General features: G+C 58.9%; 14 protein-coding genes. 8 read left to right on the forward strand and 6 right to left on the reverse strand.

The features are described 5' to 3' along the window. Window positions 1–9 precede the first annotated feature (9 nt). Together H7U37_RS16400 and H7U37_RS16405 are read right to left on the reverse strand one after the other, a co-directional pair. Window positions 10–585, reverse strand: a complete 576-nt coding sequence (locus H7U37_RS16400) for a hypothetical protein (RefSeq protein ID WP_420875786.1) — start codon at window positions 583–585, stop codon at window positions 10–12. Window positions 586–642: 57 nt separating this feature from the next. Next, window positions 643–1,131: a lambda-exonuclease family protein gene (locus H7U37_RS16405; protein WP_420875787.1), complete on the reverse strand. Its 489-nt coding sequence runs from the start codon at window positions 1,129–1,131 to the stop codon at window positions 643–645. A gap of 854 nt (window positions 1,132–1,985) precedes the next feature. On the opposite strand from H7U37_RS16405, the gene H7U37_RS01220 reads away from it, so the two are divergent. Next, the gene (locus H7U37_RS01220) at window positions 1,986–2,186 is read left to right on the forward strand and encodes a hypothetical protein (protein ID WP_006573960.1); all 201 of its coding nucleotides are present in this window, start codon (window positions 1,986–1,988) and stop codon (window positions 2,184–2,186) included. A gap of 57 nt (window positions 2,187–2,243) precedes the next feature. Continuing rightward, window positions 2,244–3,473 (forward strand): site-specific integrase, encoded by a 1,230-nt coding sequence (locus H7U37_RS01225; RefSeq protein WP_204872969.1) that lies wholly within the window; start codon window positions 2,244–2,246, stop codon window positions 3,471–3,473. 159 nt (window positions 3,474–3,632) lie between these two features. Here H7U37_RS01225 and lysS read toward each other — a convergent pair whose 3' ends face one another. The 3 genes from lysS to H7U37_RS01240 form a co-directional block, all read right to left on the reverse strand. After that, window positions 3,633–5,129 carry a lysine--tRNA ligase gene (gene lysS / locus H7U37_RS01230; protein WP_204872971.1) on the reverse strand — a complete coding sequence of 499 codons (1,497 nt, stop codon included), beginning with the start codon at window positions 5,127–5,129 and terminating at the stop codon, window positions 3,633–3,635. 31 nt (window positions 5,130–5,160) lie between these two features. Next, window positions 5,161–5,640, reverse strand: coding sequence for a transcription elongation factor GreA (greA, locus tag H7U37_RS01235; RefSeq protein WP_204872973.1), 480 nt, complete (start codon window positions 5,638–5,640; stop codon window positions 5,161–5,163). A 100-nt stretch (window positions 5,641–5,740) separates the two neighbouring features. Continuing rightward, entirely contained in the window at window positions 5,741–6,457 is a 717-nt protein-coding gene (locus tag H7U37_RS01240) for a hypothetical protein (RefSeq protein WP_204872975.1), read from the reverse strand. Window positions 6,458–6,551: 94 nt separating this feature from the next. Between H7U37_RS01240 and H7U37_RS01245 the strand changes: the two genes are divergently transcribed. Continuing rightward, on the forward strand, window positions 6,552–7,394 hold the full coding sequence (locus tag H7U37_RS01245) for a hypothetical protein (protein WP_204872977.1): 843 nt from the start codon (window positions 6,552–6,554) through the stop codon (window positions 7,392–7,394). A 79-nt stretch (window positions 7,395–7,473) separates the two neighbouring features. Here H7U37_RS01245 and H7U37_RS01250 read toward each other — a convergent pair whose 3' ends face one another. Beyond that, complete coding sequence (locus H7U37_RS01250; protein WP_204872979.1) at window positions 7,474–8,838, reverse strand: citrate/2-methylcitrate synthase; 1,365 nt, start codon at window positions 8,836–8,838, stop codon at window positions 7,474–7,476. A 241-nt stretch (window positions 8,839–9,079) separates the two neighbouring features. Here H7U37_RS01250 and malQ point away from each other — a divergent pair, with 241 nt between their 5' ends. The 5 genes from malQ (at window position 9,080) to H7U37_RS01275 (ending at window position 15,149) form a co-directional block, all read left to right on the forward strand. Next, window positions 9,080–10,567, forward strand: a complete 1,488-nt coding sequence (gene malQ, locus H7U37_RS01255; protein ID WP_243414187.1) for a 4-alpha-glucanotransferase — start codon at window positions 9,080–9,082, stop codon at window positions 10,565–10,567. Between the two features lie 397 nt (window positions 10,568–10,964). Next, on the forward strand, window positions 10,965–11,771 hold the full coding sequence (locus tag H7U37_RS01260) for an electron transfer flavoprotein subunit beta/FixA family protein (protein ID WP_204872981.1): 807 nt from the start codon (window positions 10,965–10,967) through the stop codon (window positions 11,769–11,771). Between the two features lie 19 nt (window positions 11,772–11,790). Continuing rightward, complete coding sequence (locus H7U37_RS01265) at window positions 11,791–12,795, forward strand: electron transfer flavoprotein subunit alpha/FixB family protein (RefSeq protein ID WP_204872982.1); 1,005 nt, start codon at window positions 11,791–11,793, stop codon at window positions 12,793–12,795. 63 nt (window positions 12,796–12,858) lie between these two features. Then, window positions 12,859–14,001, forward strand: a complete 1,143-nt coding sequence (locus H7U37_RS01270) for an acyl-CoA dehydrogenase (protein WP_204872983.1) — start codon at window positions 12,859–12,861, stop codon at window positions 13,999–14,001. A gap of 110 nt (window positions 14,002–14,111) precedes the next feature. Next, window positions 14,112–15,149 carry an MBL fold metallo-hydrolase gene (locus tag H7U37_RS01275; protein WP_204872984.1) on the forward strand — a complete coding sequence of 346 codons (1,038 nt, stop codon included), beginning with the start codon at window positions 14,112–14,114 and terminating at the stop codon, window positions 15,147–15,149. The last annotated feature ends 8 nt before the right edge of the window (window positions 15,150–15,157 follow it).

Genomic DNA, 15,157 nt, shown 5'->3' on the forward strand with positions numbered 1-15,157 from the left:
TTCCCTCCTTTAAGCCGCCTTGGTATCAGCTTTCACACTGAACCGGCGAAACTCCGAAATTGTGACATACTGCTCGTAGATATCAGGATGTTCCAGTTTCAGCCGGATCAGATTGTCCTTGTCGATGTTAGGCTTCCGCACCGGATTGTAGGTGACCGTATAATTTACGCCATCCTGCTGGCAAATAGCTTTGCAGCTCTTGCCCATTTCGGCAATCAGTGCTCCCTTCAGTCGCTGCATATCCGCATCGATTTCCTTGCTGTCCTTTTCAGCACGTTTCTTTTCTTCTTGAAGCTGGAGATACCGCATCAGCTTGGCAGTCAGAGAATAATCAAAGGTCACCACAGGGGCGTCCTTATCCGCAGGACCCGTATGCCGGCGCACGCTTTCAATTACAAGATCGCCATCCTCAGTATAGGGCGGCGGTGTTTTGGCAAGGACATGGTTCTCCCAGAAATGCTGTTCCAGAAAAATCATCTCATCCTCATAAGCTTCGTCACGGCGAATCTCACGAATGATGGTTTCTTCCTCGTTGTTGCCATACAGACAGCAGAAGAAGCAGCGATCCACATCCATGACCGCCATATAATGCCGACCCTGGGTTTCGTAGTAGACCGGAACAGTTTCTTCCCCATCCAGCCATCAGTGATCCTTAGCATTGTAGTTTGTGGTTTTGATTTCCAAAATTGCGGTCGTGCCATCCGGAAGTTCTACAAAGTAGTCCACATCAGCCAGCATCCAGGGATACTTGGGGTGCTGGAACATCTTCTTGACCTGATAAATCTTGTAGCCGGTCCGATGCTGAAAAATTTTTGCCACCAGCGGCTCCAGCAGATGCCCCATTTCCAGAGCAACCCAGTTGTTTTCGTTGTCCTCAACCGCTGCAATATTCAGCTTGTCGTAGTAGAGGTCACGGGCCGTCCGCCAGGGCGATATCTCCAGCAACGCAGCCACATCACTGCCGCCAATTCCTTTTCGCCGATAAGCGAGCCATTCCTTTTCGGATAAGCCTGCGGTCTCGACCAATACCTGCGGTTGATGTGTTTCTTTCAATGCCGCACAGCTATCCGGCATACTCAGCACCCCCTCCTCGTCGGGCGAGGAACGACGTGCGCCTTCATCACCGGGCACCGTTTCTTGATAGGCTGCTGCTGTCTCTTGGACTGCCTCCAGCTCTCGTTCAATTTCTTCTCTTTCACCATGATTTCATGGTTCGACATTTTCGTGTTCATCTGTATACCTGCCTTTCTTATTTTTGATATATCCTCAAAGCCGTTTCCGGCGTTTGGGCAAAAAAATAAGCGAGGCTGACTGCGGCATACGCCTGATGTCCACAGTAACCTGTGAACCAAAGTCATCCTCGCAAATAGGGAATGGATACTCCCTGAAAATAGAAAAAGCCAGTAATATACCGTCCCATACGGGCGCAGTAATACTACTGGCACAAGTACAATCTTAACTGCGTGTGCAATGCGGGCTTTCGGCCTGCGGTACAGAACATCGGTCTGTATCCCATACGGGAAGCGCACAAAAATCAATTACAAAGCAAGTCTAGCACAATATATAGTGTTAGTCAAGCATCGTAATCTACATATAGCGTTTCAATTATTTCTTCGTATCTGTTTGAGCATAAAAAACGGGAATCTGCAGAATTCAACCCGTTCCGTCCCTATATATAAGGCGTATAGACATGGCGTGTGGTTCCACTGCCTGTCTGTACGCCTTTTGTACCTTGACAGCCCCTATAAACCTTTTCCATTGGAGTTATACAGGCGCTGCGGACAGTGTGCTTCTGCGCGCCCACAGCTTAATTGCCGCATAGCGGCTGCCTGAAAATACGCGGCGGAAAAGCCCGGCGCAGGAAATGGCCTTTGGAAGAGACCCTACACTTCCCGATGAATTTGAATGACTTCATTGTTTTTGTTGAAAACCTTCCACTACAAATCGTAGGGGATATATGTAATTGCAAATAAAGGAGGGCAATTATGGAAAAAAGAAAACCCAATGACCTTTCACCGGATCAGTGCTTGGCGGTCGATACGGAATCGCTTTGCAAACTGCTCGACTGCGGGCGGCATACGGCCGTTCAGATCGGCGACCTGGCCCACGCCCGCATCACCATGAATTCTCGTGTCCTTTGGAGCGTTCAGCGAGTGAAGGAATATTTGTACGAGATCTCATGCTAACAGAACCTTGCCCATTCCGGGCGCAGCAACACACAAAACATCGGGAGGTATCAGCCTATGCCAAAAGTTAGAAAAGACAACAAAGGCCGCAACCTGCGGCCAGGAGAAACACAACGCTCAGACGGCAGCTATATGTTTGTCTATAAGCTGGGTAAGAAGAAAAAGTACATTTATGATTTTGACCTTGCCAGCCTGCGGGCCAAAGAAAAAGTTCTCAACCGTGACAGCGAAGACGGTATTCGCACCCAGGAGGCTATGAAAATCACCCTAAATGATATGTTCAAAGTCCTCATGGATACGAAGATCCAGTTAAAGGCTTCTACACGGGCGAATTACGAATATCTTTGGAGCAACTATGTGAAGGATGAGCCGTTTGCCAACATTCCCCTGCCCAACATCCGAAAGAGCGACATCCTGACATTTTACACGAAGCTTTTGAAAAAAGGCTTTGCGATCAATTCCTTGGAAAGCATCAATAACCTGATTCACCCCACGCTTGAATTGGCGGTCGATGATGACTACATCCGAAAAAATCCAAGCAAAGGTGTCTACCGCTCTCTCAAAACAGAGGGAACCGGGGCGCCCCCGAAGAAAAGAATCGCGCTGACTATGACACAGCAGAAGAACTTCCTTCGGTTCATTTCCAAGTCACCGATGTATAGCCACTGGCTGCCTGTCATGGTCGTGCTGCTCGGTACGGGAATGCGTGTTGCGGAATGTACTGGCTTAACTAAAAATGATGTAGACCTGGAGAACAACACCATCTCTGTCAATCACAACTTGATCTATCGTGTGATCGATGGGAAAGCAGGTTTTCATATCACCACCCCTAAAACGGCCAGCGGCACCCGCACCATCCCTATCCTGTATCCGCAGGTTGCTGAACAGCTCCGCACATTGATTGAAGTCATGGACACCCTCTATCCGGAAGACCTTGTGATGAATGGGTATCACGGTTTCCTTTTTAGGAATCGGGAAGGTTACTTTCTCAGTGCCCATAATATCAATCGGGCCATCCAGCGTATCTCCATCGCCTACAACGCCGAAGAAATGGATCAGGCTGAACTGGAAGATCGTGAGCCGGAACTGCTGCCGCATTTTAGCGTACATAACATGAGACACACATTCTGCACGCGGCTCTGTGAAAGCACGAACGACATCAAGTTTATCCAGCAGGTGATGGGCCACGCTGATTTTTCCACAACTATGGATATTTATACGCATATTACGCAAGAAAACATGAGGGAAAAAGCAGAGGCAATCAAGGGTAATTTGGTGCTAATGTGAAAATTGCAAAAAAGGGCAAATCCGCATAAAAAACACGGATTTGCCCTTCATTTTGGCCCGTCTGATGCCGTCTGATTTCAAGCAAAAGTTGTAGTTGTAAGCCTCATTTACTACATCTTGCGCCGTCCTATTTCATCAGACACTATATATTGTGGAATTTTAGTCTAATGGCTTCATCGTCGGGAAGAGGATCACGTCCCGGATGGAGTCGCTGCCGGTGAGCAGCATGACGCACCGGTCGATGCCGATGCCCAGACCGCCCGTGGGAGGCATACCGTACTCCAGCGCGGTGAGGAAGTCCTCGTCCATCATGCCGGCCTCGTCGTCGCCCTTGGCCCGGGCCTCCACTTCCTTCTGGAACCGGCCCCGCTGGTCGATGGGGTCGTTGAGCTCGGAGAAAGCGTTGCCCATCTCGCTGTGGCAGATGAACAGCTCAAACCGCTCGGTGAGCCGGGGGTCCTTGGGGGAGCGCTTGGCCAGGGGGGACACGTCCACCGGGTGCATGGTAATAAAGGTAGGCTGGATGAGACGGCTCTCCACCTTCTGGTCGAAGGTCTCATACAGGGCGTGGCCCCAGGTGGGCTCCACCCCGTCCATGTCCACGCCGGCAGCCTTGGCGGCGGCCACGGCGGCCTCGTCGCCCTCAATGGCCATGAAATCCACGCCGGTATACTGCTTGACCGCCTCATGCATGGCCAGTCTGGGCCAGCCGGGCTTCAGGTCGATGTGCTCGCCCTGCCAGTCCACCTCGTAGGTGCCCAGAATCTTCTGGGCCGCCGAGGACAGCAGGTCCTCAAAAAGGTCCATCATGTCGTTGAAGTCGGCATAGGCCTGGTAGAGCTCCACGCTGGTAAACTCAGGGTTATGCTTGGGGTCCATGCCCTCGTTGCGGAAGATGCGGCCGATCTCATACACCCGCTCCATGCCGCCCACAATGAGCCGCTTGAGGGGCAGCTCGGTGGCGATGCGCATATACATATCAATGTCCAGGGTATTGTGATGGGTCACGAAGGGACGGGCCGTAGCACCGCCGGAGATGGTGTTGAGCACCGGAGTCTCCACTTCCATATAGCCCCGGCCGTCCAGGAAGTCCCGGACGAACTTGATAAACTGGGAGCGGATCACAAAGGCCTGACGCACCTCGGGGTTCATGATGAGGTCCACATAGCGCTGGCGGTACCGGGTCTCCTTGTCGGTCAGGCCGTGGAACTTCTCCGGCAGAGGCAGGAGCGACTTGGACAGCAGGGTAACGGCGTGGGCTTTGACCGAGATCTCCCCCCGCTTGGTGCGGAAAATCTCGCCCTTGACCCCAACGATGTCGCCGATGTCCACCTTTTTGAACTTGGCGAAAGCCTCCTCGCCCAGCTCGTCGATGCGGACATAGATCTGGATACGGCCCTTGACGTCCTGCAAGTCGCAGAACATGGCCTTACCCATGCCGCGCTTGCTCATCAGGCGGCCGGCAATGGAGGTCTCCTGTCCCTCCAGCGCCTCAAACTGGGCTTTGATGTCGGCGCTGTAAGCGGTTACCTCATACTTGGTGATCTGAAAGGGGTCCTCGCCGGCGGCCTGCAGCTCCTTGAGCTTGTCGCGGCGGATCTGAAGCAGCTCCGACAGCGCGGGCTCCTCCTGCTGGGGAATGTTCTTTTCTGCCATCTTTTCTCTACTCCGTTCTCCTACGGCCAAATCAGGCCCGTTCAATATTCAGCACGCGATAACGCAGGGTACCGGCGGGGGCGTCCACCTCCACCTCGTCTCCCACCTGTCTGCCCAGCAGGGCCTTGCCAAAGGGGGAGTCGTCGGAAATGCGGCCGTTCATGGGGTCGGCCTCCTGAGAGCCCACGACCTCGTAGCTCTCCTCTTCGTCGAATTCCAGGTCCAGCACCCGGATGCGGCAGCCCAGGCGGATGGTGGTGGTGTCGTCGCTGTGGGCCTCTTCAATGACCACACAGTTGGCCAAAATCCCCTCCACCTCGGCAATGCGGGCGTACAGCTTGCCCTGCTCGTTTTTGGCCTCGTCATACTCGCTGTTCTCCGACAGGTCGCCAAAGGAGCGGGCCTCCTTCAACAGGGCGGCCACCTCTTTTTCCCGGACCGTTTTCAGATAATTGAGTTCCTGCTTGAGCGCTTCAAAGCGCTCAGGACTCAGCTTATATTCTTTTGCCATGCTCTGCGCACACCTTTCTTCCTTACATACGCATACTGCCGTTTTTTCCCGGCCGCATGATATTGGTGATTCTACATTATAGGTAATTTCCAGTTCTCTGTCAAGTCATTTGCCCCTTTGAACTGGTAATAATTTCTATCTCATCGGTCTTGACCCGGCCGGTCTCCCACAGCAGGGCCAGCAGAGAGAGCCGGTCCGGTCCGTCGGGCAGTTTTTCCGCGGTCAGGGACAGAGCGCCCAGCGCCGGACGCTCCCCACACAAAACCAGGTCGCCCCCTTCCTCCGCCGGCGACAGGTCCACCGTCACGTCCGGACGCCATCCCGGACCGGGCGACAGCATGGGCACGCCGTAGGTCCGCTGCAAGTACCGGGCCAGCTCCTCCCCCTCCTCCCCGGCCCACAGGGACAGGCGGCGCACCTTGGGGCATAAAAAAAGCGCCGCCCGGAACAAGTCCTGGTCCACTCTGCCGCCCCGCAGGAGCACCGACGATTGCAGCGGGTCCTTTCCCCGCTGGACCAGCGCCGCCTCCGCCAGCGGTCCGGCCAGCGCCGCGCACATCCCGCCCGCCCATACCGGCGAGAGACCCGCCTGCCGCAGCTGGGGCCAGTAGGAAAACCCCTCCGGCGCCAGCACCCGCCGGCAGCCCTTCCGCCGCAGCTGCCGGGCCGCGGCCCGGCAGCCGCGCTCCGTTCCCTTGCCGTCCCAGCCCCGCCGCTCCGGCACCTCCGCGGCCAGCACGGCCAGGCCCATCAGCCGCTCCACCCTCAGCCGGGGCCGCCATCCGCTTCCCCCGCCGGGGATCACCCATCCCACCATGCCCCCTCCTTCCGGCGGTGACATCCCTCCCCGCCCCTTCATAGTATGGCATGGAAGCACTTCCAACGATTTCTCTTTCAGGAGGGAATGCCATATGCCTGATAAGATCATGCCCGGCCCCGTGCAGGAAAACGCCTGCATCCGCGAGGCCGTTTGTATCCACACCAAGAAAATCTACGACAGCTGCAAGGACAAAGACTGCGTGGAGGACCTGCGCTTTTATCCCACCCAGGACGCCCAGTGCGTCATCGACCGGGCCCTCAGCATCCGGGGCGGCAAGGCCACGCTCCTCAATGTTTACATCGACGTGGAGCCCATCGGCTTCAACCGTGGTTTTTACACCGTGGATGTGCGCTACTTCTACCGCGTCACCGCCGAAGCCTTCGTGGGCGCCGCCCGGCCGGTGGAGATCTGCGGCCTGTGCGTCTTTGACAAGCGGGTGATCCTCTTCGGCAGCGAGGGCAACGCCAAGGTCTTTTCCTCTGAAACCGTGGCCGACGGCGCCGACTGCCAAAACCTGCGCCGCTCCAACCTCCCCACCGCCGTGGTGGAGGCGGTGGACCCCATCGTCCTCAATATGAAGCTGGTGGAGCCCTGCGACTGCCGTCCCTGCGACTGCTGCGTCAACGAGGTTCCCCCCGCCGTATGCTCCTCCTTTGGCTGTGAGCTCTCCTTCGGCGGCGAGGGCAAGCGCCTCTATGTCACCCTGGGCCAGTTCTCCATCATCCGCCTGGAGCGGGACACTCAGCTCCTCATGCCGGTCTACGACTACTGTATGCCGGAGAAGGAGTGCGCCTGCGGCGGCGGCAACGACGAGGACCCCTGCGAGATCTTCCGTCACGTCAAATTCCCCGTGGATGAATTCTTCCCCCCCAACAGCATGAACGGCGGCAGCGACTGCTACCGCGAGATCAAAAACCATCCCTGCTGCTCCTGAGCAACGGGGCGTCTGAAGGGCCAATCGTGCCCCGGAGGTGTTGAACCACATCTCCGGGGCACGGTCCGCTTTCTTGAGATTACCGGTCCTCCAGCCGCCGGTAGGGGTGATGCTCTCCCACATACTGATAGGCCGGCCGGATGATCTTGCCCATGTTGATGAGCTCCTCCAGCCGGTGGGCGCTCCAACCGGCGATGCGCGCCATGGCAAAGAGGGGGGTATACAGCTCCAGCGGCAGATCCAGCATATGATAGACAAAGCCGGAATAGAAGTCCACATTGGCCGAAACGCCCTTGTACATCTTCCGCTCTCCCGAGATGACCTGGGGGCCCAGCCGCTCCACCATGCTGTAAAGCTCGTACTCCTCCGTCCGTCCCTTTTCCCGGGCCAGCTTTTCCACCATGCCGTGGAGGATGCTGGCTCTGGGGTCGGACAGAGAATAAATGGCGTGGCCCATACCGTAGATCAGCCCCGACTTGTCAAAGGCCCGCTTATCCAGCAGCGCCTGGAGATAGGCTTTGATCTCGTCCTCGTCCTTCCAGTCCTTGACCTGCTCCTTCATGTCCTCAAACATGCGGATGACCTTGATGTTGGCGCCGCCGTGGCGGGGGCCCTTCAGGGAGGCCAGGGCCGCGGCCATGCAGGAGTAAGTATCGGTGCCCGACGAGGTCACCACATGGGTGGTAAAGGTGGAGTTGTTGCCGCCGCCGTGCTCGGCGTGGAGGATGAGGCAGATGTCCAGCACATGGGCCTCCCAGTAGGAATAGGCGGAGTCGGCCCGCAGCAGAGACAAAATGGTCTCGGCGGTGGAGTGCTCGGGGCGGGGCGCGTGGATGAACAGGCTGCTTCCGCTCTTGTAGTGGTAGGCCTGGCAGCCGTAGACGGCCAGCATGGGAAAAACCGACAGCATCTGCATACACTGGCGCATGACGTTGGGCAGGGAGATGTCATCCGCCCGCTCGTCATAGGCCGCCAGGTTGAGGACGCTGCACATCATGGAATTCATGATATCCCCGCTGGGCGCCTTGAGAATCACGTCCCGCACAAAATTGTTGGGCAGGGAGCGGTAATAGGCCAGCTGGTCCCGGAATTCCTCCAGCGCCGCGTGGCTGGGCAGACGGCCGATCATCAGCAGATAGGCCACCTCTTCAAAGCCGAAGCGCTGCTCGGCCAGCACGTTGTCCACGATGTCCTGCACGTCAATGCCCCGATAGTAGAGCTTGCCGTCGCAGGGCCGCTCCTGGCCGTCCACCAGCTTCCTGGCCACGATGTCGGAGATTTCGGTAAGGCCCGCCAGCACACCTTTGCCGTTGACGTCCCGCAGGCCGCGCTTGACGTCATAGCGGGCGTAATCTTCCAGATCAATGCCGCTGTTGCGCTGACATAGCGCCGTCAAAGCCTCGATTTCCGGCGTGATATCGCCGTAATTGGGGTTGGTTGCCATGTTGTCCCCCTCCGTTTCCTGTGAAGTAGAAGCGTCCCGCAAGGAGGAGAATTCCCTGCGGGATCATCAATATGGCGGTATCTTACCATAAAATTGTTACCAGAATATGAATCCAGCCTCTTTTTTTCGCCGGTCTCTTTCCGGCTCTTGACAGTTCGGATTAGAACCGTTATAATGGCACCGTCTTATATTTCGGACATTTTGTCCAATTTTCTCTCGTGTTGTTTGGAGGTTTTTGTGTATGATGGATTGGCGTGAGAGTGGCATCCTGCTCCCGGTCTCCTCTCTGCCCGGCCCCTACGGTGTGGGCGCTCTTGGCAAGGAGGCCCGGCAGTTTGTGGATTTTCTGGCCGCGGGCGGTCAGCACTACTGGCAGATCCTGCCCCTGGTCCCACCCGGCGGCGGCGATTCGCCCTACATGGCGGCCTCTTCCTTTGCCGGCAACCCTTTCTTTTTGGATCTGGACGCCCTGGCCAAGGAGGGGCTGCTCACCCCCCAGGAGCTGGAGACCGCCAAATACCCCAATCCTGACCGGGTGGATTACGCCTGGCTCCACGAGACCCGTCCCGCCCTGCTGCGCAAAGCCTGGGAGCGGGGACAGAAAACATACGCCCCTCTCCTGGCGGAGTTTGTGGAGGAAGAGGCGGACTGGCTGCCGGATTACGCCCTTTTCATGGCGCTGCGGGGCGCTTTCGACGGCGCGGAGCTGAAGGACTGGCCCGCCCAGGTCCGGGCCAGAGAGCCGGAGACCCTGGCCCTTTGGCGGGAAAAGCTGGCCGATGAGATCGACTATCAGGTGTTCCTCCAGCTGCTCTTCTACCGCCAGTGGACCGACCTGAAGGCCTACGCCAACGAGCGCGAGGTGTCCATCATCGGCGACCTTCCCTTCTATGTCTCCCCCGACTCGGCGGAGGTGTGGGCCAATCCCGAGCTCTTCCAGCTGGACGACGACTATCAGCCCACCGCCGTGGCCGGCGTCCCCCCCGACGCCTTCACCGACGAGGGCCAGCACTGGGGCAATCCCCTCTACGACTGGCCCGTCCATGTAAAGACCGACTTTGACTGGTGGCGCCGCCGGGGCGAGCACATGGCCAGGCTCTACGACGTGGTGCGCATCGACCACTTCCGGGCCTTCCACACCTATTGGTCCATCCCCCTCACCGCCAAGAGCGCCAAGGAGGGCCACTGGGAGCCCGGCCCCGGCATGGACCTGGTCCATGTGCTGGAATCGGTCCCCGGCCTCTCCCTCATCGCCGAGGATCTGGGCGATCTGGACGAGGGCGCCCGGAACTTTATCGCCAACAGCGGTCTGCCCGGCATGAAGATCCTGGTCTATGCCTTCGATCCCATCGGCGAAAGCTCCTACCTGCCCCACAACTGCCCCCGGTGTTCGGTGGTCTACACCGGCACCCACGATACCCCCACCTTCGTGCAGTGGCTCTTTGACGAGGCCAGCCCCGGTGAACGGCAGTATGCCTTCGACTACCTCCGCCTCCGGGCCGACGAGGGCTTCGGCTGGGGCGCGGTGTGCGGCGCCTGGGGTTCTCCCGCGCTGCTGTCCATCGCCCCCTTCCAGGATCTGCTGGGCCTGGGCGCCGACGCCCGCATGAACGCCCCCGGCACCATGGGGCCCCAGAACTGGAGCTGGCGGGTGCGTGACGCCGCCATCAATCCCGACGTCTCCGGCCGCCTGCGCAAAATTACCCGCATCTATCGCCGCTGCCTGTAAGACCACGGGGTCCCGCCGCCTTTTGCGGCGGGACCCTTTTTGCCTTTTCGAGAAAGTTGGCATGTTCTTTGCTTGCTTACTTTTTGCACTTTTTTATGGGAAACTGCACCACAGAGTATAGATTTTTGTTTATGCGCATTGTGGAATTTTCGCTATATTGTGTTCTCTCTCCCTTGACAACCTCCCCTCCACACCATTATAATAATGGCGTGCAAAAAGCGGCAGATTTTGTTTGAGAAAATCTAGCGCTCTGTGCTGCAGAAAAGTCGCCGGTCACACCGGCAGTCCCTTGTCTATTTCGCCGTCCGCGAAGGGCCGAGAGATGCTTTCCTCACAGTTTACAGGGTCCCGCCGGTTTCTTGGACCGATTCTGCACCATTTTGAAGGAGGAACGCGTATGAACATTCTTGTGTGTGTCAAGCAGGTGCCTGACACGACGGAGATCAAGATCGACCCGGTCAAGAATACCCTGATCCGGGAGGGCGTGCCCAGTATCGTCAACCCCTTCGACGGCTATGCCCTGGAAGCCGCCGCCCGCATTAAGGATAAGGATCCCAGCACCAGGATCGTGGTCCTGTCCATGGGTCCCGAGCAGGCCAAGGCCGCTCTGAAGGAATGCCTGGCCATCGCCGCTGACAGCGCTTATCTGGTCTCTGACCGCGCCTTCGGCGGTTCCGACACCCTGGCCACCAGCTACATCATCTCCCAGTCCATCCGCCTGGTGGAGGAGAAGGAAGGCGTGAAGTTCGACGCCATCTTCTGCGGCAAGCAGGCCATCGACGGCGACACCGCGCAGGTCGGCCCCGAAGTGGCCGAGTGGCTGGGCTATCCCCAGGTTACCTACGGCCTGGAGGCCGAGGCTGCCGAGGACGGCCTGAAGGTCCGCACCGAGGCTGAGGACGGCGTGGAGATCATCGGCATCCAGTATCCCTGTGTCGTTACCTTCACCAAGCCCGCCTGGGATCCCCGCTATCCCACCATCAAGCGCAAAATGGCTGCCAACCGCGCCCAGATCCCCACCCTCACCGCCGCTGATTTCCCCGCCATCGACACCGCCCGCATCGGCCTCAAGGGCTCTCCCACCCACGTGAAAAAGACCTTCGTGCCCCAGAAGAAGTCCGGCGGCATCAAGATCAAGGAAGAGACCAACGAGGAGTCCGCGCTCAAGCTCATCGCTCTGCTGAGCGAGGCGCACGTGATCTGACGGGAGGAGGAACATTACAATGGAAGCCAAGACCAAGGATCTTTGGGTATTGATTGAAACCAAGGAGGATGGCTCCGCCCAGAACGTGGGCCTGGAGCTCCTCAATCCCGGCCGTATGCTGGCCGATAAGCAGGGCGGCGCCCTGGTTGCCATCGTCATCGGCAACAACGTGGACGAGTCCGTCAAGGCCGCCTCCGCCTATGGCGCGGACAAGGTCATCGTGGTGGAGGGCGAGGAGTATCAGCGCTACACCACCGACGCCTACGCCACCGCTCTGGTCACCCTGGTGGAGAAGTACGGCCCCACCAGCATGATGATCGGCGCCACCCCCCACGGCCGTGACCTGGGCCCCCGCGTGTCCTGCCGCCTGCAGACCGGCCTGACCGCCGACTGCACCGCCCTGGACATCGACGAGGAGAGCGGCAACGTGGCCTGGACCCGTCCCGCCTTCGGCGGCAACCTGATGGCCACCATCCTCTGCCCCGACCATCGTCCCCAGATCGGCACCGTCCGTCCCGGCGTATTCAAGAAGGCCGACCCCACCGAGGGCAAGGCTGAGATCATCCGCGAGGACATCCATGTGCCCGCCGACCAGATCCGCACCAAGCTGCTGGAGTCCATCAAGGAAGCCGCCGGCGAGCTGGTGGACCTGGAGGGCGCCGAAATCATCGTCTCCGGCGGCCGCGGCGTTGGCGGCCCCGAGGGCTTTGCTCCTGTGAAGGAGCTGGCTGACGCTCTGGGCGGCGTTGTGGGCACTTCCCGCGCCGCTGTTGACGCCGGCTGGATCGCTCACGCCCATCAGGTCGGCCAGACCGGCAAGACCGTCGGCCCCAAGCTGTATGTGGCCTGCGGCATCTCCGGCGCCATCCAGCACGTGGCCGGCATGAGCAGCTCCGACTGCATCGTGGCCATCAACAAGGACCCCGACGCTCCCATCTTCGACATCGCCGACTACGGCATCGTCGGCGACCTCTTTGAGGTCCTCCCCATCCTCACTGCCGAGGTCAAGAAGCTGAAGGGCTGATTTCCCCTATCTGCCCATCACTGAATTTTAGAGAAGCATTACGGAAAGGAAGGGAACTGCGTTATGAATTTCCATTTTAACGAAGAAGAGCAGGACATCCTCAATATGCTGCATGACTTCTGCCTGAAGGAGGTCAAGCCCCTGGCCGCCGAGATCGACGAGCAGGAGCGCTTCCCCAAGGAGACCCTTACCAAGCTGCAGGAAATGGGCATGATGGGTATCTACATGCCTGAGGAGTACGGCGGCGCCGGCCTGAGCTACCTCACCTACATCGGCGCCTGCGAGGAGTTCGCCAAGTACTGCGCCACCACCTCCGTTATGTTCTCCGCCCACGGCTCCCTGTGCTGCTGGCCCATCGAGCACTTCGGCACCCCCGAGCAGAAGGAGAAGTTCCTCACTCCTCTGGCTTCCGGCGAGAAGCTTGGCGCGTTCGGCCTGACCGAGCCCGGCGCCGGCACCGACGCCGCCATGCAAAAGACCGTTGCCGAGGATAAGGGCGATCACTGGCTCATCAACGGCTCCAAGATCTTCATCACCAACGCCGGCGAGGCCGACATCTATGTCATCTTTGCCATGACCGACAAGAGCCTGGGCACCAAGGGTATCTCCGCGTTCATCGTGGAGAAGGACACCCCGGGCTTCAAGATCGGCGCGCACGAGAAGAAGATGGGCATCCGCGGCTCCGCCACCTGCGAGCTGATCTTTGAGGATTGCAAGATCCCCAAGGAGAACCTGCTGGGCGAGGTCGGCAAGGGCTTCAAGGTTGCCATGATGACCCTGGACGGCGGTCGTATCGGCATCGCCGCGCAGGCTCTGGGCATCGCCGAGGGCTGCATCGAGGAGACCGTCAAGTACGTCAAGGAGCGCGTCCAGTTCGGTAAGCGCATCAGCCAGTTCCAGAACACCCAGTTCCAGCTGGCCGACATGCAGGCCAAGTGCGACGCCGCCAAGCTGCTCATCTATCGCGCCGCCCAGGCCAAGCAGGATGGCGAGCCCTACAGCCACCTGGCTGCCGAGGCCAAGCTCTTCGCCGCTGAGATGGCTTCTGACGTGACCCGCCGCTGCCTCCAGCTCATCGGCGGCTACGGCTACACCCGCGAGTATCCCTTCGAGCGCATGATGCGCGACGCCAAGATCACCGAGATCTACGAGGGCACTTCCGAAGTCCAGCGTATGGTCATCTCCGGCTGGATGGGCGTGAAGTAATCTACTTCGACCAATGTACGGTGTTTTCTCCATAAAACACCGGCCGTAGGCGCACGCCCCGCCGGGCATCGGCGGGGCGTGCGTTTTTTCCGCGGCGGAAAGGAGGCCCTATGGTCTGCCAGGTTTGGGACCGGCCAGCGGTCTACGCCATTCCCGTGCCGCTGCCGGACAACCCCCTCAAAAATCTCAACGTCTACCTGATCCGCACTGAAACGCGGGATCTGGTCATCGACACCGGCTTTCAGCGCCCGGAATGCCGCCAGGCCCTGTGGCAGGGACTGGACGAACTGGGCCTGCGGGCCGACCGGGCCATGCTCTTTCTCACCCACCTGCACACCGACCACACCGGCCTGGTGTGGGATTTCGTGGAGCGGGGTATCCCCGTCTATATGAGCCGGGTGGAGGATCTCTATTACCGGCAGCTGATCGCCCGGCCCTTTTCGGCCATGGACACTCTCTTTGCCCGGGAGGGCTTTCCCCCCGACGAGCTGCGCCGCCAGCGGGAGAGCAACCAGGGGCAACGCTATGCTCCCCGTCCCGGCTTCCCCGTGCTTCAGGTGGAGGACGGCGAGGCGCTCCCTATGGACTTGGAGGTCCGGGGACTCCTGACACCGGGTCACACGCCGGGGCATATGGTCCTCTACCTGCCCAAAGAACAGCTTCTTTTTTCAGGCGACCATGTGCTGTTCGATATCACCCCCAACATCAGCGTGTGGTATGAGGTGCCCCACTCCCTCTCCGATTATATCGACAGCCTGCGCAAAACCAGGGCGCTGCCCATCCGAAGAGCGTTTCCCGCCCACCGGGCGGCCGGAAGCGATGTGTATGAGCGCATCGACGCCCTCATCGACCACCACGGCTGGCGGCTGGACGAGATTTATCAGGCGGTCCGGACCCATCCCGGCGCTTCCGCCTTCCAGATCGCCTCTGCCATCCACTGGTCGGTCCGCTCCATGGACTGGGACCACTTCCCGCCCCATCAGAAGTGGTTCGCCCTGTCGGAAACCCTGGCCCACCTCTATTATCTGACGGAAAAGGGACAGCTCCGGCACTGGGAAGAGGACGGCGTCACCCGCTACGCCCCCGCCCATGAGCCCCCCTTCGTCTCCGTTTCCTCTGGTGAATCAAACCCATTCATGGGAAAGTGAGGTTTTTT

Source organism: Pseudoflavonifractor phocaeensis (genome assembly GCF_016901735.1).
Lineage (GTDB): Bacteria > Bacillota > Clostridia > Oscillospirales > Oscillospiraceae > Pseudoflavonifractor_A.

Bases quoted from the DNA above. Each gene is read 5' to 3' on its own strand.
- H7U37_RS01225 (WP_204872969.1), top strand. From the start codon at position 2,244: ATGCCAAAAGTTAGAAAAGACAACAAAGGCCGCAACCTGCGGCCAGGA.
- malQ (WP_243414187.1), top strand. From the start codon at position 9,080: ATGATGGATTGGCGTGAGAGTGGCATCCTGCTCCCGGTCTCCTCTCTG.
- greA (WP_204872973.1), bottom strand. From the start codon at position 5,640: ATGGCAAAAGAATATAAGCTGAGTCCTGAGCGCTTTGAAGCGCTCAAG.
- H7U37_RS01270 (WP_204872983.1), top strand. From the start codon at position 12,859: ATGAATTTCCATTTTAACGAAGAAGAGCAGGACATCCTCAATATGCTG.
- H7U37_RS01250 (WP_204872979.1), bottom strand. From the start codon at position 8,838: ATGGCAACCAACCCCAATTACGGCGATATCACGCCGGAAATCGAGGCT.
- lysS (WP_204872971.1), bottom strand. From the start codon at position 5,129: ATGGCAGAAAAGAACATTCCCCAGCAGGAGGAGCCCGCGCTGTCGGAG.
- H7U37_RS01240 (WP_204872975.1), bottom strand. From the start codon at position 6,457: ATGGTGGGATGGGTGATCCCCGGCGGGGGAAGCGGATGGCGGCCCCGG.
- H7U37_RS01245 (WP_204872977.1), top strand. From the start codon at position 6,552: ATGCCTGATAAGATCATGCCCGGCCCCGTGCAGGAAAACGCCTGCATC.
- H7U37_RS16400 (WP_420875786.1), bottom strand. From the start codon at position 585: ATGGCGGTCATGGATGTGGATCGCTGCTTCTTCTGCTGTCTGTATGGC.
- H7U37_RS01275 (WP_204872984.1), top strand. From the start codon at position 14,112: ATGGTCTGCCAGGTTTGGGACCGGCCAGCGGTCTACGCCATTCCCGTG.
- H7U37_RS01260 (WP_204872981.1), top strand. From the start codon at position 10,965: ATGAACATTCTTGTGTGTGTCAAGCAGGTGCCTGACACGACGGAGATC.
- H7U37_RS01265 (WP_204872982.1), top strand. From the start codon at position 11,791: ATGGAAGCCAAGACCAAGGATCTTTGGGTATTGATTGAAACCAAGGAG.
- H7U37_RS01220 (WP_006573960.1), top strand. From the start codon at position 1,986: ATGGAAAAAAGAAAACCCAATGACCTTTCACCGGATCAGTGCTTGGCG.